This is a genomic window from Azonexus sp. (assembly GCF_030824335.1).
Taxonomy (GTDB): Bacteria; Pseudomonadota; Gammaproteobacteria; order Burkholderiales; family Rhodocyclaceae; genus Azonexus.
The window spans coordinates 1-17,418 of record NZ_JAVBXX010000039.1; the positions used below are offsets into that span (position 1 = coordinate 1).

General features: G+C 60.5%; 14 protein-coding genes. 5 read left to right on the forward strand and 9 right to left on the reverse strand.

Annotated elements, in window-relative coordinates; genetic code table 11:
- On the reverse strand, window positions 1-924 hold a 924-nt coding region (locus RCI20_RS16135), incomplete at its 3' end, for a hypothetical protein (RefSeq protein ID WP_306607307.1).
- Between the two features lie 579 nt (window positions 925-1,503).
- Here RCI20_RS16135 and RCI20_RS16140 point away from each other — a divergent pair.
- The gene (locus RCI20_RS16140) at window positions 1,504-1,773 is read left to right on the forward strand and encodes a hypothetical protein (RefSeq protein WP_306607309.1); all 270 of its coding nucleotides are present in this window, start codon (window positions 1,504-1,506) and stop codon (window positions 1,771-1,773) included.
- A gap of 68 nt (window positions 1,774-1,841) precedes the next feature.
- On the opposite strand, the gene RCI20_RS16145 is transcribed toward RCI20_RS16140, so the two are convergent.
- Window positions 1,842-2,033, reverse strand: coding sequence for a CopG family transcriptional regulator (locus RCI20_RS16145; protein ID WP_306607311.1), 192 nt, complete (start codon window positions 2,031-2,033; stop codon window positions 1,842-1,844).
- A 106-nt stretch (window positions 2,034-2,139) separates the two neighbouring features.
- Here RCI20_RS16145 and RCI20_RS16150 point away from each other — a divergent pair, with 106 nt between their 5' ends.
- Together RCI20_RS16150 and RCI20_RS16155 are read left to right on the forward strand one after the other, a co-directional pair.
- Window positions 2,140-3,831, forward strand: a complete 1,692-nt coding sequence (locus RCI20_RS16150; RefSeq protein ID WP_306607313.1) for a SulP family inorganic anion transporter — start codon at window positions 2,140-2,142, stop codon at window positions 3,829-3,831.
- Window positions 3,832-3,839: 8 nt separating this feature from the next.
- Window positions 3,840-4,181, forward strand: coding sequence for a zinc ribbon domain-containing protein YjdM (locus RCI20_RS16155; RefSeq protein WP_306607315.1), 342 nt, complete (start codon window positions 3,840-3,842; stop codon window positions 4,179-4,181).
- Between the two features lie 5 nt (window positions 4,182-4,186).
- On the opposite strand, the gene RCI20_RS16160 is transcribed toward RCI20_RS16155, so the two are convergent.
- The 6 genes from RCI20_RS16160 to RCI20_RS16185 are packed head-to-tail and all read right to left on the reverse strand — an operon-like array spanning window position 4,187 to window position 13,416.
- Window positions 4,187-4,387, reverse strand: a complete 201-nt coding sequence (locus RCI20_RS16160; RefSeq protein ID WP_306607317.1) for a hypothetical protein — start codon at window positions 4,385-4,387, stop codon at window positions 4,187-4,189.
- Between the two features lie 18 nt (window positions 4,388-4,405).
- Complete coding sequence (locus RCI20_RS16165) at window positions 4,406-5,920, reverse strand: NuoM family protein (protein ID WP_306607319.1); 1,515 nt, start codon at window positions 5,918-5,920, stop codon at window positions 4,406-4,408.
- 10 nt (window positions 5,921-5,930) lie between these two features.
- Complete coding sequence (locus RCI20_RS16170) at window positions 5,931-7,424, reverse strand: NuoM family protein (RefSeq protein WP_306607321.1); 1,494 nt, start codon at window positions 7,422-7,424, stop codon at window positions 5,931-5,933.
- A complete protein-coding gene (locus RCI20_RS16175) occupies window positions 7,424-8,947 on the reverse strand; it encodes a proton-conducting transporter membrane subunit (protein ID WP_306607323.1) in 1,524 nt (507 codons plus the stop codon). Before RCI20_RS16175 ends, RCI20_RS16170 begins: the two co-directional genes overlap by 1 nt.
- The gene (locus RCI20_RS16180; protein ID WP_306607325.1) at window positions 8,944-11,964 is read right to left on the reverse strand and encodes a DUF2309 domain-containing protein; all 3,021 of its coding nucleotides are present in this window, start codon (window positions 11,962-11,964) and stop codon (window positions 8,944-8,946) included. The genes RCI20_RS16175 and RCI20_RS16180 overlap by 4 nt, the downstream gene beginning before the upstream one ends.
- On the reverse strand, window positions 11,965-13,416 hold the full coding sequence (locus RCI20_RS16185) for a NuoM family protein (RefSeq protein WP_306607328.1): 1,452 nt from the start codon (window positions 13,414-13,416) through the stop codon (window positions 11,965-11,967).
- A gap of 170 nt (window positions 13,417-13,586) precedes the next feature.
- Here RCI20_RS16185 and RCI20_RS16190 point away from each other — a divergent pair, with 170 nt between their 5' ends.
- Together RCI20_RS16190 and RCI20_RS16195 are read left to right on the forward strand one after the other, a co-directional pair.
- Entirely contained in the window at window positions 13,587-14,171 is a 585-nt protein-coding gene (locus RCI20_RS16190) for a response regulator (protein ID WP_306607330.1), read from the forward strand.
- A gap of 93 nt (window positions 14,172-14,264) precedes the next feature.
- Window positions 14,265-15,782 (forward strand): methyl-accepting chemotaxis protein, encoded by a 1,518-nt coding sequence (locus RCI20_RS16195; protein WP_306607332.1) that lies wholly within the window; start codon window positions 14,265-14,267, stop codon window positions 15,780-15,782.
- A 148-nt stretch (window positions 15,783-15,930) separates the two neighbouring features.
- Here the strand turns inward: RCI20_RS16195 and RCI20_RS16200 are convergent.
- Window positions 15,931-17,418 (reverse strand): OB-fold nucleic acid binding domain-containing protein (locus RCI20_RS16200; RefSeq protein WP_306607333.1); only part of this gene is annotated, 1,488 nt, incomplete at its 5' end.

A 17,418-nucleotide genomic window follows, 5' to 3' on the forward strand; every position in this document is an offset into this window, starting at 1 on the left:
TTGGAGCAGCGCTTTCAGGGCCAGCAATTCCTGCCCCGGATTGGCGGCAGTTTGCAGCAGCTTTTCGAGAGAGATGTTGAGCGCGCGCAATTGGCCGAAGTAGGCCAGGATGTCGGTGCCACCCGTCGGGATGAGATTGCTCACAGTGCTGGCTGAATCACTGCGCTGGAGCGCGCTGTTGAGGAAAGTGAGCAAATCAGCGAGTTGCCCAATACCCGGCAAGGCGTTCTGCAAATCCTGCAGATTGCCGCTTTTTGGCATCCAGGCCTGGTAGACCGCAGGATTCTGCTGCCCTAGCTGAATCAGTTGCTGCATGGCGGCGAGCAGTGCGTTCTGGCCGTTTTCCGGCAGCGTGTTCAGCGTTTGCAGGTTGAGCAATTTGCCCCAATCGAGCAGTTGACGCGAAATCAACAAGGCATCGAGCGTGTCATGGTTCTGGCCACTGGCGATCAGGCGCTGGGTCAGGTCGGCAGCAAGCTCGCTGCGTTCGATGAATTGCCGGTGCGCCTGCCCCCAGGTGGGGTCGTTGGCAGGCACGTCATGCAGGGCGACCAGGAGTTCAAGCATCGCCTGACCGCGTTCGCCTTCCCTGCCTTCCAGGCGATTGACCAGCCAGTCGCGGATCGAATTGTAGGCGGCCGGGGCAACCAGTGTGCCGTCGTTGGGGCCGACCAGACGGCCAAGAAAATCATTGGCGAAGGCCGTGTTGTTCAAATCCCGCCGGTAAAAATGTTCGTGAAAGAGTTCGCTCCCGGCCAAAGCCCTGGCTAGCTGATTCCAGTCGCCTTGATGCTGGTTCAGGATGTTTTCTGCATCGTCGAGCAAGGTACCCGCTGCACTACCGAACATGCCGGTCAGCAGTTTGATCAGGGTGTTTTGGGTATCAGTCAGCGGCAGAGCGTTCGGGGTAGCTGAAGTGACCATGACAATCGCGCTTTATTCAGAATGGGAAGTTCGCCATTTTGAATAAATGAGATCATCTGTCAATTACTTATCGAGCGTTTGCCAGTGCTAGACGCCATCGTTTTTTCAACCTGCCGGGAAGCTGGACGAGAAAACCATGAGATGGGTCCCACGATCCATCCAGCGCAAGAACGGTGGCGTCAGCAGCCTGAAACGGGGCGCCCAAGCGGCCCGTTTGCTATCAGTCGGTCAAAAACCCTGGTCGCAGTTAATGTATTACTTTAAGTGAATGGGTCAAAACCCGCTGGAAACACAGGGTTTTAAATCTATCCACAAAAGCTGTGGATAAGTCTGTGAGTTATTCACTGCAGCAAGCGCTAAGTGACCGCCACACAAGGCATTTCCTTACCCTGCACAAAACTCAGGCACAATCATAAGCCATTGATTTTTATTGACTTATTATAAATCAACAGGAAATTGCCAAATTCACCAAGCAATCTCCATTGCCCCATCCACACACGACCGATGTTGTGCATAACTCGATTGGTGATGTATGGTTTGTCAAGTCTTTTTAATTGATTTTTTCATTGCGAGTTCGACATGAACCAACCAAGCCAGCCCGCCTTGTCACGCCTGATGCCACGCATCCTGGCCTATTCCCTGGCCGACCTGTTCGGTCTGTTTTGTGTGGTCATTGGCATCGGCGGACTACTCGACAAACCCATGATGATTCTTGCCAATTTTCCCCGGTCGACCGCAGAAGCCTATGTCTGCGCGGCAGGCGGCATTGTCGTGATGCTGTGGGCAATGAGTCGCATGGTGCGGGAAGTCCGCCAACTGCGAAATCTGTCATCCGGGAAAAATCCCTGAACGAGAAAAACCCCGAACAAGCCGAATTTACCAAGGCCTGACACGCTGCCCCGGCAAGGCCCGGCGGCCTAATCGCCCCGTCCGGTCGGCTTCAACCAGTCCGGCAAATCGCGCTCGCCGGCATTGTCGATGATGTACTGACGGATCAAGCGGCGCACGACCTGCGATGGCGTCAGGTCTTGAGTGGCACAAATTTCCTCGAAAATCTGTTTTTTCCGCGGATCGATCAAAAGCGTCAGTCGTGCTGTGCGTTTCTCCATGGTGCTCTCTATTAGTTTTTTAATCTAATCATATTAACATACGATTATCATTGACGATTAACCATACGTTCATATAATGCAGCGCTCACCCCATTGAGTGCGTGCCATGAAAATCGCCTTCCACCCCAAGCTGCTGGATTGCCTGCCCGGTTATGATCGTACGCAGTTCGGCAAGGATCTGGCGTCGGGCATTACCGTCGGCGTCCTCGCCCTGCCGCTGGCCATGGCCTTCGCCATCGCCTCCGGGGTTTCACCCACCGCCGGCATCTGGACGGCCATCGTCGCCGGCTTCATCACGGCACTGCTCGGTGGCTCACGGGTGCAGATCGGCGGCCCGACCGGCGCCTTCATCCCCATCGTGTACGGCATCGTCGTCGCCCACGGCTACGCCAACCTGCTCGGCGCCACCATGCTGGCCGGGGTCATGCTGCTGGCCATGGGGCTGGCGCGCATGGGGCAGTTGATCCGCTTCATCCCGGTGACTGTCGTCATCGGCTTCACCAACGGTATCGCCGTGGTCATCTTCCTGGCCCAGATCAAGGATTTCTTCGGCCTGCAGATCACCAGCCTGCCAGCCGAATTTTTTGCCCGCATCAAGGTGCTGGCGGCGCATGCGCATACGGTCGACCTGCCAACGCTGGCACTTTCCGTCGCCTGCTTCATTTTCCTGCTCTCCTACAACCGGCTGGCCCAGCATGTCACGCTGCTGCGCCGGGCGCCGGGGCCCCTCGCCGTGCTGCTGGTCGGTACGCTGGTCGCCTTCGCCTTCGACCTGCCGGTGGAAACCATTGGCAGCCGGTTCAACGGCATTCCGCAGGAACTGCCGCCTTTCGGTTTTCCCGAGGTGTCGATCCACGATTTCGGCAAGCTGATTTCGCCGGCCATCACCATCGCCCTGCTCGGCGCCATCGAATCGCTGCTCTCGGCGCGCGTTGCCGACAGCCAGATCGACGACCGCCACGATCCCAACCAGGAACTGGTGGCGCAAGGCCTGGCCAACATCGCCGCCCCGCTGTTCGGCGGTTTCGCCGCCACCGGCGCCATTGCCCGCACCTCGACCAACGTCAAGTCGGGTGGCCGCACGCCGGTGGCCGGCATGATCCATTCGGTCACCCTGCTCGGCATCGTCCTTATCGCTGCGCCGCTGGCGGCCTACGTGCCGCTGGCGACGCTGTCGGCCATCGTCATGGTGGTCGCCATCAACATGGGCGAGTGGCACGAGTTCAAGGAACTGCAGCGTTATTCGTGGAACTACCGGATCATCCTGCTCGCCACCTTCTTCGTCACCGTGCTGTTCGACCTGACCATTGCCGTCGAACTGGGTATGGTTCTGGCCAGCCTGTTCTTCATCTACCGCATGTCGGAGCTGACCCGGATCGAGCGCCTGGCGCTCGACGAGGAAGCCCAGGACCCGCACATGCTCTACCCGGACGGCACGCTGCGCGTTGCCGCCTGGCAGTTGTTCGGCTCGCTGTTTTTCGGCGCGGTCAACAAGCTGGAAGAGTTGCTCGATCCGCGCGCCGGCCATCCGGAAATCGTCATTCTCGACATGGACCGCCTGGTCCAGCTCGACACCACCGGTCTCGAAGGCCTGGAAAATCTGCACGACAAGCTGGCCAAGCGCGGCTGTACGCTGATCCTGTGCGGACTGAACTCGCAACCCGGCTCGCTGCTGTATCGCGCCGGCTTCATCGACGAAATCGGCGACGACAACGTTTGCCCCGACATCGCGCTGGCCCTGCAGCGCGCCCACACCCTGCTGCCCAATCTGATGGGCGGCCAACAAGACGAATATTGAGAACCGACATGAGCGCACTCCCCAATTGCCCGCAATGCAACTCCGCCTTCACCTACGAAGACGGCCCGCTCTACATCTGCCCGGAATGCGCCCATGAATGGAGCAAGGACGGCCCGGCTGCCGCGCAAGAAGAACAGAAGGTCTGGCGTGATGCCAACGGCAATGAACTGAAGGACGGCGACAGCGTCACCGTGATCAAGGACCTGAAGATCAAGGGTTCGTCGTCGGTCGTCAAGGTCGGCACCAAGGTCAAAAACATCCGCCTGATCGACGGCGATCACGACATCGACTGCAAGATCGACGGCATCGGCGCCATGCAACTGAAGTCGGAATTCGTCAAGAAAGCCTGAGCCGGCTAGCGCGCGTTTTTGTTGGGCGAAAAATACAAACAGTTTTCGCCCGACGACTCGATCACGTCGCGCATCGGCTCACGCGCGCTCTTGAACCCGAGTTCGCGACAGCCGTAGGGAAAGTTTACGTCGTGCGTGATGTAGTAATGCTGACACATTCGGCAACGCGGCGTTTGTTCCCCCGGCGGGGTCGTGGTGTATGGCATGGCGAAAAATCCGGAAAATCAGGACAGCAGACGCGTGGCCCACGCTTCTGCGGCTGGACGGACCACGTCCAGCCAAGGCGCAGGATACAGGCCGATGCTGACGATCAGGAGAATCAGCACCAGCAGCACCAGCAACTCGCGCGGGCGCAAATCTTCGGCATATTCTACGGTCGACCGCGTCAGCGGGCCAAAAAAGGCCTTGCGATACAGCGACAGGAAGGCCCCGGCGGCAATCGCCAGACCGAACAGCGCGGCCATGCCGGCGCCGGTATAACGATCCAGCGCGGCGAGAATGAGCAGGAATTCGCCGGGAAAACTGCTGGTCCCCGGCATACCGACGCCGGCCAGACCGCAGATCAGCACCCCGCTGGCAAGCAGCGGCATGGTTTTCGCGGCGCCGCCCAAGGCATGAATATCGGTCGATCCGGTGCGCTGGCGCAAAAATTCGAGCAACAACATCGCACCGCCCGTCGCAACGGAAAAACTCAGCAGCAGCGACACGGCACCCTGCACGCCCTGTGCCGACAGCGTGGCCAGCCCGAGCACGGCCAGGCCGACGTGGCAAATACTGGCGTAGGCCAGACCAACCCGCAGATTGCTGTGGGCCAGGATGCCGACAGCACCGTAGATCAGCGTCAGCGTGCCCAGGCCGGCGAGCAGCCAGTGCCAGTCCTGCGCGACATCCGGTGCCAGCGGCAGGGCAAAGCGGATCAGTCCATAGGCACCAACCTTCAGACCGACCAGCAGCGCGGTCAGCGAACCGGGCGAAGCCAGCGCGAACTGTGGCAGCCAGGTATGCAGCGGCACCAGCGGCACCTTCAAACCAAAGGCGATCAGCATCAGCAACAGCACCGTGCGTTGCAGGCCGGTTGCAAGCGGTGTTTCCAGCACGGCACGCAGATCGAAATTCGCGGTACCGGCAGCACTGCCGACGATGACGAACGCCAGCAACAACAGGAAACCGCCAGCCAGCATGATCAGCACGTAACGCGCCGCAACCTTGGCGGCATCGGCCGTAACGCCCCAGCGCGCCAGCAGGAAATACACCGGCACCAGACTGATTTCCCAGAACACGAAAAACAGGATCAGGTCGATGGCACAGAAAATCCCCAGCGTCGCCGTCTGCAACAGCAGCAACAAGCCGAAAAACAGGCGCGGCGCTTCCCGGGCGAAAGTCCATGAAGCGACCAGCGCGCCGATGAACAGCAAGGCCGTCGCCGGCAAAAACAGCACCGACAGCCCGTCGACCGCAAGCAGCCAGTTGACGCCGATATCCGGCAGCCAGGGCAGGCGGTCGACGAACTGGAATTCCGACTCAGCCGGAACAAAAGCCAGCAGGATCAGGCTGGACAATACGAGCACACCGCCCATCGTGACTGCCGCCACTTGCCGGGCCAGACGCGCCGGCAGCAGCCACAGCAAAACACCGCCGATCAGGGGCAGCAAAACCAGCAGCGACAACGCTGGAAAGTCGGCCAGCGCCGCCCCCAAGGCCTGCACCAGACCAGCCAGAAAATCCGGATTGCCGCTCATCGGCGCGCCCTCATTGCACGAACCTCGCGGCCAGCGCCTGACTTGCCACATCCGTCAGCTGCAGCCAGGGCTCGGTAAAGAAACCGATGGCCAGCAAGGCCGCCACGGCAATGCCGCAGACCAGGTATTCCATCGATTGCGTGCGGTCAACATCGTGCATGCCGGTTTTTTCCTGCGACAGAAACGCTTTCTGGAAAGCCCATAACAGGAAGCCGGCCGCCGCCACGTTGCCCAATGCCGTAGCCACCGTGGACAAGGCACCGAAGCGGGCAATCGATGCTTCGAGAATCAGGTGTGCAGCATCGAAACCCGGCGTTCCCGGCATGCCGACAATGGCCAGACCGCAAATCAGGAAGGCGACGGCAAGGAAGGGGATGCGCTCGAACAAGCCGGACAATTCATGCAATTCCGTCGTGCCGGTACGGCGGAAGACGAAGCCGACGACAAACCACATACCGGTAACCGCCAGGCCAAAATTGGCCGCCAGCAGCATCGCCCCCTGGATGCCGGCACTGTGCAGGCTGAACAAGCCGGTGACCAGCAGGCTGGTGTGGCTGACCACGGCGAAAGCCAGCAGACGACGCAAATTGGTCTGCAAAAAAGCCAGCGCCGCCGTGAAGAAAACCCCAGCCATGGCGAAACCGACAACATAAGGCTGCCAGTCGAGCACGGCATCCGGCGTCAGCGGCAAGACAAAGCGCGCCATGCCGTAAATCCCCACCTTGACGCCGACCATCAGCGCCGGCGCCACCGCGATCAAGCCGTGCTGCGCCATGTTGGGCAGCCAGCCGTGTAGCGGGAAGAGCGGCGTGCGCACAGCCAGCCCGTAAAACAGCAAATAGAACGCAGCGGTCTGGAATTTGCCGGCCGGCAACTTGCCCGACAGGTCGAACAAATCGAAACTCCAGCGCCCGCCGGTCACCTCGGCGTGCCCCCAGCCGAGGACGAAACAGCCAGCGACGAACAGCGCCAGGCCGAATCCCTGGTACTGGACGAAACGGGCCAGTGCCAGCACTTCAGCCCGCGACGATGCCCAGCGGCGCAGCAGGTAGGCCACCGCCCACAACTCGAGCGCCGAAAACAGCGCAAACCACGCGATATTGAGCGTCAGCAACATCCCGACCAGGCCGGCTTCGGCGACCAGCAGCACGGCAAACAGGCGGCCCGGCGAGATCATCCCGCGGCTCATCCCGTACAGCGTCATCAGCAGGGTGAGCAGTGCCGTCAGCAGCAAAAACAGGACGCTGATACCGTCGACCGCAACATGGTAGCCAAGCAAGTCGATCCGCTCGGCCAACTGGAAAACCGGCTGCAAGGGATCGACATGCTTGGCGACGACACTGGCCAGCACCAACTCGGCCAGCGCGAACAACTTGCCGGCGGCGACTGAGGTCGACCGTTCGCCGAGGGCAAAAACCACCGCTGCGCCGACCAGCGGCAACAACTGCAACAGGGCCAGCCAGGGCAATGCCGCCTGCTGGTGCCAGAGAATTTCACCCAACATCACAGGATCACCACAAAGGTCACCATCACGGCCATCATCAGGTAGCGCGGCTGTTCGAGCAGTTCCTCCAGCGTATGCAACCAGCGTCCGGCTTCGCGCAGCAAGCGCTCGGCCACGCCGCCGCGAGCCCGCAGCAACAGACGGTTCTCAACGCGCTGCAGCATCTCGGAGGCACTGGCCAGCAGGCGGCCCGGCAAACCATCGGCACAGACCAGCGGGCGTTCCGGCAGGATCGGCTGGCCGCGCCCCGGTTCGCCGATGGCCCGGTCGATAAAACGCTCTTCCAGCGAACGCACGTCACGCGCAATGGCCTCGGTCGGTGCGGCCAGCAGCGTTGCCCCCAGCTTGTCCAGCCAGAAACGCTGCATGGCTGCGGTGTACAGCCACTGGTTGCGGCGCAGCCAGGCCGGCGGCGGCGCCGGACGATCGCGGGTCAGCACCAGCCAGGACGGCGCCAGCAGAAACTGCCAGGCCCGCCATGCTGCATGCAGGCACAAATGCACGGTCGCCAGCGTCGTCCAGCCCAGGCCGATGGCCGCAAACATCAGCCCGACCTGGAACACCGTGGCAAACATCAGCCCCGACTTGACGTCGGTCTGCACCAGCCCGCACAACCAGGCATAAGCGCTGGTCAACAGGCCAACCAGTAACAGGCCGGCCAGCACGTCGGGCAACTGGGCGAGCATGGGTTCCAGGCGCAACAGCAGGAACACCCCGGCATGGACCAGCAGCGAACCGTAAAAAATCGCCGACGACGGCGTCGGTCCTTCCAGCGCCCGCAGAATCCACGGCGTGAATGGCAACTGCGCCGACTTGGCCAGTGCGGCGACAGCGAAGCCGAGCACCAGCACACGCAGATCGACCAGCGGCAAAGCTGCCGCGAGCAAGGCCGGCCACTCGAAACTGCCGACCCAGTAAGCCGCCAGTCCCAGCGAAAACAACAGGCCGGCGTCGCCAGCCCGGTTGGTAATGAAGGCAAACAGCGCGTTGCCGGTAGCCACCGGTCGCTGCCAGGCATAACCGATGAGCAGGAAAGACGCGATGCCGCACATTTCCCAACCGACGAACAACAGCAATCCGTTGCCGGACAGCAGCACGCACTGGATGCCGCTGAGGAACAGGCACAGGACAATGAAGAAGCGGTGAAAACCGGCTTCCCGGTGCAGGTAAGTGGCTGAAAAACGCACTATCAACCAGCCGATCAACGCGCTCAGCGTGGCCACCGGCAAGGCCAACGCATCGAGCAGGAAAGACCAGGAGCCTTGCCAGTGAGCCGCTGCAAACCAGATGCCGAACATGCGATGACCGGGCCAGCCATGCCAGAGCACCGACAGATCGATCAGCAGCAACAACAAGAAAGCGCCCAGTGCGGCCAGTTCGCCCAAAGCGGCTGTCGTGCGCTCGGCGCCATCGCCGGCAGCGCTGCCGAACAGCACCCGGCAACCGACCAGCACGGCGACCAGCAACGGCAACACCGGCACCAGCCAGACCAGATCGGCCAGGTCGCGCGACAGTTCGCTCATGCCAAGGCTCCCCGCAGCAAGGCCGGGGCCAGCGGACCGGATTCGCCGGCAAACCAGTCGAGCGATTTGGCGACCTGAGGCAGAACCGCCTCGCCGGACCACGATAACCAGCCTCGGCGCGGACAGTAACGGGACAATGCTGCGGTCGACGGGTCCTGCGCGGCAAGATTGATCCAGCCGTTACCGACCAGTTCCTGCAGAGCCGGCTGCCGCCCGAGGATTTGCGTCAGTTGCGCCGGCGTTTGCTCGACCACGACCAGCAGACGCATCGGTTCGTGGATTTCGACCATCTGCCAGGGCAAGCCGGTACGCAAATCGGAATCGGCGCCTTCCATGACGCCGAACAGGCCGGTCAGGTTGTGCGTGACTTTCGAACCGCAGCCGAAACGCTCGTTGTCTACCGTCGAGAAATAGTATTCCAGCGCGATCCCGGCACCGACCGGACCGGCTGCCAGCAGGATGCGTTCGACGATACCGCCGTCCGGATCATTCGCCGGATCGTAGGAAATCAGGAAGACGCGCCGGTCGAGAAACAGGCCACGACTCATCGAACGCCGCCCGATGAAGGCCGCGGCATTGGTCGCGTGCCCCAGCTCGGGGCGGGCTTGCGCCGGATCGGCTACCCGGTTGGCGACGTGCTGTTTCGCCTGCCAGGGGTTTGGTCGGGGCGGCGCCGAGGCCAGCCGGCGACAACGCTCGACCGCGTGCAGACGGCAGGCATCGGCCAGTTGAGCCAACAAGGTATCGAGTTTTCCCTGCCAGGCATCCGGCACCCGATCGAGGTCATACCATTCGATACTGTCATCGCCAGTATGGTGTTCGGCCGCCACGAAATAACAACTGTCGGGAATCGCGATGCCGCGCCCGAGTAGCTGTTCGCGTACCTCGCGCCGATTGGCCATCGCGGCGAACACCCGGGCATTCGGACCACCGTGGCGCCCGGAGCAGGCACCACAATCGTAAGCTGACAGATGCGGGTTGTTGCGACTCCCAGAGCCGTGGCCCAGGATCAGCACCAGCGGCGCGAAGCCTTCGGTCAGGCCGATGGTGCGCAAGAAAGCTTCGACCCGGTCAAGTTGCTCGGCATCGCTAAAACCCTGCCGCACCCGGTCAGTCGGCTCACCGTCGGCCGTCAGCGCCAACTCGGTCGCCAACCGCCCCTCAAACGCCAGGCGCCAACGCCGACTGGCCCGCGCCAGCCAATCCGGGGCCAGGCTGGATGCGCCAAGGGCAAACAATGCCGGCACAGCAGCCAGGGCGGTCAACAACGGCCCGCCGATAGCGTGCCGGCGGCTTCCCTGATAAAGCCGTTCACGCCAGCGCAAGCGGGTCTCGCGCCGTCCTGCTCGGTTTTCCCGGGCTGTCTCGCTGCCCGCCTTTACCACCTCGCGCACCAGATGCTCCGGCGTCACGACCACCGGACACAAAGCGGTCGGAGCAGCATCATCCACGCCCTGCCAATACATCGCCACGCCAAAGAAACCCGCCGCACCAAAAGTCTGGATATCGGGCGCCACTTCTTCGAGGTGCCGGCGCGTCCCCTCCTCGCGATCATCCATGCACATGACCACCTGCGCCGATGCCTGCGGCCAGGCGCGGGGGTGACGCGCATTGACGGTCAAGGCCGAAAACAACTGATCGCGATAATGCGCTTCGTAAGCCGTCAGCCAGATCTGGCCGCGAAGTAAGGGATCGAGGGTATCGACCGCAGCCAGCAGGCAAGCCGCCCCATCCGGCCCCAACGCCCGCAGTTCACTGTCGCCCCAAGCGAGTTGTCCGGCCAGCTCAAGCAGGCGCCAGGCCCGAGAGTTCGCTGCATCGACCTGCAAGAAGTCACCCAGACGCGGTGCCAGCGCCGCCCAGCCATGGACTTCTCGACCATCGACGGTAGCGGCGCACAAACCAGCCGCCGCCGCTTGCAAATCCTCGGGCAAATTCACTGAATGCAAGGCATGACGCACCAGGAACTCGGCGGGATTGCCCTGGTAATACGCCTCCAGATCATCGAAACCGAGCGGTGCCCCGGTCAGGCGACGAATCAACTCGGTGCATAAATGACGTTCGAGAAAAATACGCACAGCCAGGTAGTCGGCCATGTCGACCGGTTCCCCGGCAAATGCCGCCGGGTGCTGGTCGCGCCACAGGAACATCCCGGACCAGCCGGGCAACTCCAGTGCCAGACGCTCCAGGTAAGCCAACCACAGGGATTCGTCGGGCAACAGGTTGCGCAACTCGGTTTCAAGAACAACGACCGGGTCATCCGGCAGATCGTGGATTTCATCCCGAATGCCCGGCAATTCGTCCAGTTCCCAGGCCAGATCATGGGCAGCACAGCTTTTCCAGGCAGCAAAGAAGCCGCGCTCGGCCTGCGGGTTAGGCCAGGCGGAGAAGCCAAGATCAAGATGCGCCGCCAGATGGCGTTGCAAGATGCTGCGCACGGTTTCCAGCACATCTTCGCCGGACAGGTTTTCGAGCAGGCTGCGCAGCGTACGCGTCACACCGACCTCGCGACATAACGCATGCCAGCGGGCCTCGGCCAGAACACGCCAATCCTCCGACGTTTCCGGCGCACTTGCGGTCAACGTGCGGCACAGGGCAAAAAGTCCATCCACATCACCTTCGTGCTCACGCACCAGCCAATCGCGACGCACCTTGTCCGGCACTGTCGAACCGGCCAACAGGGCAGCCAGAAACAAGGTTCGGCGCGACAGGCCGGGCAGCACATCGGCGTCCAGTTCGCTGAGTCCGACATCATCCAGCGCTGCGGCCAGATCGGCTCGCGCAATGCGCCCGGCCGCATATTCGGCAAGAAACCGGCCCTCCGGCCAGTAAGGCTTGGCACCATTCAATCGACTGGCCGCCGCCAGCGCTTGCGCAAAAGGCAGATGCTGGAAGCCATGCAAGGTGTTGTGATGGACGAAATCGCGAATCGGTGCCTGCGCCGGCAGGATGTGGGTCAAATGCTCGATCCAGCCTTGCAGACGCTGACGCAACGGAAGCTTCGGACTTTCCTGCATTCAGCCTCCCGTGAATAGCGCGGCAATACGCGCCGTGCTGCCACCGAGCAGCGTCAGCAAGGGTGCCGGCCAGACACCGGCCAGCAGGATGCCGCCAGCCAGCAGACCAGCAGCAAGCGTTTCGCTTTTCGTCATGTCCCGAACGACCGTGCCCGAAGCGGCCGGGCGGCATAAATGCCCGATAACTCTCAGGCTGTACGCTGCCCCGACCAGCATGGACAAGCCGAGCAGGATGACCCACAAGCCCCAGCGTTGCAGCGCACCGATCAGCACGTGCAATTCTGCAATGAAGCCAACACTCCCCGGCAGACCAACCGCGGCCAGCAAACCAAAGGCGATGAAGAAGGCAAAACGTGGCGCCTGGCCGAGCAGCCCGCCGTAATCGCCAAGATCGCGACTATGCGTGCGCTGATAAAGCAGGCCTATCACCAGGAAAAGCAGGGCCGCCGCCAGACCGTGTGCCACCATCTGCAACACGGCGCCGTTCAGACCGGCCGGATTGAGTGCGGCAATGCCGAGCAAGACAATGCCCATGTGCGAAATGGATGAATAAGCAATCATCGATTTCAGGTCTTGCTGCCGCCAGGCAAGCAGCGCGCCGTAAAGCACACTGAGCAAAGCCAGGGCAAGCAGCCAGCCCTGCACCGCGACAAACGCATCCGGCAGGGTTTCAGCCGCACGGATCAGACCGTAAGCCCCCATTTTCAGCAGCACGCCAGAAAGCAGGATGGATACCGGCCCCGGTGCTTCAACGTGCGCCAAAGGCAACCAGCCATGCAAAGGCACCACCGGCATTTTCACGGCAAAGCCGATGAACAGCCCGGCGAAAATCAGCAACTGCATGTTGATCGGCAACTTCCGCCCACCCTCGGCCATATCGAGCATGGCGAAGCTGTGGCCGGGTGCCGCGTCGTACAGAAACAGCAGGGCCACCAACATGAAGACCGAACCGCCCAGCGTATACAGAAAAAAATTCAAGGCTGCCCGCTGCCGATTTTCGCCGCCCAGGCGGTCGATCATGAAAAACAGCGGAATCAGCGTGGCCTCCCAAAAGACATAGAAGAGCGACCAGTCGCGAGCCGTAAACACACCGAACATGGCGGATTGCAGCAACATCAGCAAGACGAAATAGAGCCGCGCCCCCTTATCGATGCTGCGTGAAACCAGCACCGCCACCAAGGTCAGGACAGCAGTCAAAGCCACCATGGACAACGAAATGCCATCGACGCCGAGGGCAAAATAGGAGCCCAGGCGAACATTCCAGGCCCGGCTTTCAAACATCTGGACAGGAGCGCCTGCCGGATCAAAAACCGTAAATAGAAAAACCGTCTGAACAACGGAAAGCAGCGAGAAAAACAATGCCAGGCGCCACAATGCAAACTTGCGCCGCCCGGGGAAAATAGCCAGCAGCGCGGCACCAAGCACCGGCATGAAGACCAGCAGTTTCAACACCGTTTGCCCCTCATTTCACCCGTTTGTTTTTGGTTTTCATGGGCGGATTATGCCAGCCACACAGCCTGCATTGGCAAACCCATATAAATGATGCGGGCTTACTGATTTTTTAGCCCAAAACCCGCATCCTTCAGTTACAATTTGCCAATTTTGTAATTTCAAAGACCATCATGGCCGACAGCGAATTTCTCAGTACCCGACAAGCCGCCCTGCGGCTGGGCGTTTCTCTGGGCACCGTGCAGAACATGGTTGAGAACGGTGTTCTCGATGCCTGGAAAACGGCAGGTGGACATCGGCGCATTCCTGCCGGATCGGTAGACAACCTGCTCGCCAAACGACGCAAGCAGGCCGGCCGCCCGGGAGAAACCGGCGGCAGTCTGGATGTATTGATCGCAGAAGACGATCCAATGCTGCAAAAGCTCTACCAGATGACGATCGAAAGCTGGAAGTTGCCAATCAGCCTGCGCATCGCCAGCAATGGTTTCGAAGGCTTGCTGCTGGTCGGACAACAAACCCCGGACATCCTGATCGCTGACCTGATGATGCCCGGCATGGATGGGTTCGAAATGATCCGTCGACTGCGCATGATGCCGGAACTGTCTACGATGGACATCATCGTGGTCAGTGCGATCGACGCCGAAGAGGTTCGCCAGCGCGGCATTCCGGGCGACGTCACGGTATTTGGCAAACCGATCCCGTTTCACGAAATCAAGGGTTTCCTGCTTGGCCGCCTGTCGGCCCGGCAACGTAACTGACCCCGGCAGAATAAGCCAAGGCAGTTACAGCTTTCACACCAAGCGCAGTACTCAACAGACTTTCCGAAGATAAAAACCATAAGGAGACATACCATGGGATGGTTCGGGAACAATTCAGCATTTGACAAGGTTGACCGCGACATTTCGGCAATTGCCGATGGCAGCGCCGATCTTGCCCACACGGTCGGCACGCAGGGCAACGATGCAGCAGGCCGCATTTCCGCCAACATCAACCGCTTTTTTTCTCGCATTCGCGACCTGATCAGCCACGCGCGCAGCAGCAGCGTCAGCATCGCCGCCGACTCGGCGCGCATGAATCACCTGGTGCAATTGACCAGCGAAGCGGTACGCCGCCAGGAATCACTGGCAGCTGACATTTTCGAGTCCAGCAACCGGGTCAACCTCGCCGTCGGTGAAGTCGCAATGAATGCGGATGCCATCCAGTCGTCGACGCAGAACAATCTGGATCTGGCGCAACGCTCGCTGACGCAGATGGAAACCGTCGCATCGACCATGCGCACGACCAACGAGCATATTGAACACTTTTCGTCGACCGTTAGCGAACTGCATGCCAGCTCGATGAAGATCAACGAAATTGTGCTGTTGATCAACGACATTTCCGACCAGACCAACCTGCTCGCCCTGAACGCAGCGATCGAAGCCGCCCGCGCGGGTGAAGCCGGGCGCGGTTTTGCCGTGGTTGCCGATGAAGTGCGAAAACTGGCGGAAAAGGTCAAAAAAGCAACGCAGGTCATCGGCCAGAACACCCAGGCGATGATCGATCTGGTTGCCGACACCTCGACCCGGACCCAAACCATCGTCGGCGAAGTCACCCGGGCCAATGATTACGTCGAAACATCGGCAACCGACCTGACCACCATGGTGGCCGACTTCAAGCAGACGACTGAGCAGTTGAGCACGATTGCCACGGCCATCTATAATCTGCGCGAAAGCAATCAGTCGATCCATAGTGAAGTCGAAGAAATCCGCAATCATTCGGTCGACATCTCCGGCCGCATGAAACAGTGCCAGGAGTCAGCAAGCAATCTGCGCACCTCAACCGAAGACCTGCAGTGCACCCTGGCCGATTTCCGTATCGGCAGCAGCATGTTCGACACGCTGCACGACAAGTGCATCGTTTTCCGCGACAGCGCCGCCAGCGTGCTCCAGCGACTGGCTGACCGTGGCGTCAACATCTTCGACCAGAGCTACAAGGAAATTCCCGGCTCCAATCCGAAGCGTTACACCACGGCCTACGACAGTCAGTGCGACCGTGAGTTGACGGCCCTTTACGATCAGGTGCTCAGCGACACACCGGGTCTGGTCTATAGCCTGTCGGTCGATACCAATGGCTATGCCCCGGCGCACAACGCGGCCTTTTCCAATGCTGCAAGTGGCGATCCGGCGGTCGACCTCGTGAAATGTCGACACAAACGCATATTTAACGATCCAGTGGGTATCAAGCTGGCCAAAAACCAGAAGTCTTCACTCTTTCAGACTTACGTGCGCGATACCGGTGAAATCCTCAACGACCTGTCGATGCCGATCACGATCAATGGCCGTCACTGGGGTGCCATCCGCGTCGGCTTCAAGACCGAACTGGTCGCCTGATGCGCCTCTTTCGCAGCTCGGCAGACTTTCTGCCAGGCTGCGAAATGAATGTTGCGGTTTTTTCTCCTGTGACCGGCGGCAGGAGCCAGGAAAAACCGGCCATCTCACTAGACGACCCCGCCGTTTTTAATAAACGACTTCGACGTTTTCAATAAACGACTTCGACGTTTTCTGGCTGCAGCCAGGCACTCAAGGCTTCGATCAGCGCATCATCAAGGCGAACGCGTAGCGCTTGTCCGAGTTGCAGCTCACATTCGGCGCTGGTGTTGCGATACTGGATGCGAACCACAGCACCGCCTGGCGCAAAAGGCTCCAATAAGGACTTGAGGCGGTGCGTATCGGTAGCACCGTGCATTTTCAGCATCAAATGCCGGGAAAAACGCGCCCTTGCCTCACCCAGCGTCATCAGTTTTTCTGCCGTCACGCTGTTGCTGCCGGAAAACTCGTCGAAGCGGACCTTGCCTTCAATGACCAAGACTTCGTCAGTGACGATCTTGGCACGTTCGGCTTCGAACAGTTCGTTGAACACCGTGACTTCGATCATGCCGGTGCCGTCGTCAAGCTGCACGAACAGCATCTTGCCGCGCCGGGTCATCTGCGTCCGTATGCCGACCACGACGCCAGCCAGCGTGGTGAATTCCTTGGATGGTTCGAGACGATTCAGCGGTCGACGGACAAAACGAGACAATTCTTTCTTGACCGTGTTGTACGGATGGCCGGAAAAGAAAAAGCCCAAGGCCGTTTTCTCTTCCATCAACAGCCTCTTTTCATCCCAAGGCTTGACCGCGTGATATTGCGGCGCATGCTCCTCCGCGACATCGCCCATATCGAACAGGCTAGTCTGCATCGCATTGCGTTCCGTCTGCTCGGCAAACTCCATGGCAATACCAACCGAGGCCAGCAATTTGGCACGATCCGGGTCGATGCTGTCGAAGGCGCCGGCACGGATCAGCGCCTCCGTCGTTCGGCGATTGACCATGCGTTTATCGCAACGCTGGCAGAAATCGAACAGATCCTTGAACGGCCCGCCGGCTTCACGGGCCCGCAGGATGTCGTTGACCGCTTGTTCGCCGGTGCCCTTGACGGCGCCCAGACCGTAACGGACGGTCTGCCGGTCGACCGGCTCGAAACGGTAAGCCGAAGCATTGACATCAGGCCCGAGCACCTTCACCTTGTTGGCGACGGTATCCTCAAAAAATATCTTCACCGTATCGGTACTATCCATGTCAGAAGACATGGTCGCCGCCATGAAGGCCGCGCAGTGGTGTGCCTTGAGCCAGGCGGTGTGATAGGTAACAACCGCGTAGGCAGCAGTGTGCGACTTGTTGAAGCCGTATTCGGCGAACTTGGTCATCAGGTCGAACAGTTGTTCGGCCAATGCCGGGTCGTAGCCCTTTTCCTTCGCACCGGCGGCAATCGTCGCCCGATGGGCGGCCATTTCCTCCGGCTTCTTCTTGCCCATCGCCCGGCGCAGCATGTCGGCGCCACCCAGCGTGTAGCCGCCGATGATCTGCGAAATCTGCATCACCTGTTCCTGATACACGATGACGCCGTAGGTCGGCGACAGGCAGGCGGTCAGGTCGGGGTGGAAATAGTCGATCTTCTGCTGGCCCTTTTTGCGCAGGATGAAGTCATC

Coding starts and splice junctions, on each gene's coding strand:
- RCI20_RS16140 (WP_306607309.1), top strand. CDS start 1,504: ATGAACCAACCAAGCCAGCCCGCCTTGTCACGCCTGATGCCACGCATC.
- RCI20_RS16145 (WP_306607311.1), bottom strand. CDS start 2,033: ATGGAGAAACGCACAGCACGACTGACGCTTTTGATCGATCCGCGGAAA.
- RCI20_RS16150 (WP_306607313.1), top strand. CDS start 2,140: ATGAAAATCGCCTTCCACCCCAAGCTGCTGGATTGCCTGCCCGGTTAT.
- RCI20_RS16155 (WP_306607315.1), top strand. CDS start 3,840: ATGAGCGCACTCCCCAATTGCCCGCAATGCAACTCCGCCTTCACCTAC.
- RCI20_RS16160 (WP_306607317.1), bottom strand. CDS start 4,387: ATGCCATACACCACGACCCCGCCGGGGGAACAAACGCCGCGTTGCCGA.
- RCI20_RS16165 (WP_306607319.1), bottom strand. CDS start 5,920: ATGAGCGGCAATCCGGATTTTCTGGCTGGTCTGGTGCAGGCCTTGGGG.
- RCI20_RS16170 (WP_306607321.1), bottom strand. CDS start 7,424: ATGTTGGGTGAAATTCTCTGGCACCAGCAGGCGGCATTGCCCTGGCTG.
- RCI20_RS16175 (WP_306607323.1), bottom strand. CDS start 8,947: ATGAGCGAACTGTCGCGCGACCTGGCCGATCTGGTCTGGCTGGTGCCG.
- RCI20_RS16180 (WP_306607325.1), bottom strand. CDS start 11,964: ATGCAGGAAAGTCCGAAGCTTCCGTTGCGTCAGCGTCTGCAAGGCTGG.
- RCI20_RS16190 (WP_306607330.1), top strand. CDS start 13,587: ATGGCCGACAGCGAATTTCTCAGTACCCGACAAGCCGCCCTGCGGCTG.
- RCI20_RS16195 (WP_306607332.1), top strand. CDS start 14,265: ATGGGATGGTTCGGGAACAATTCAGCATTTGACAAGGTTGACCGCGAC.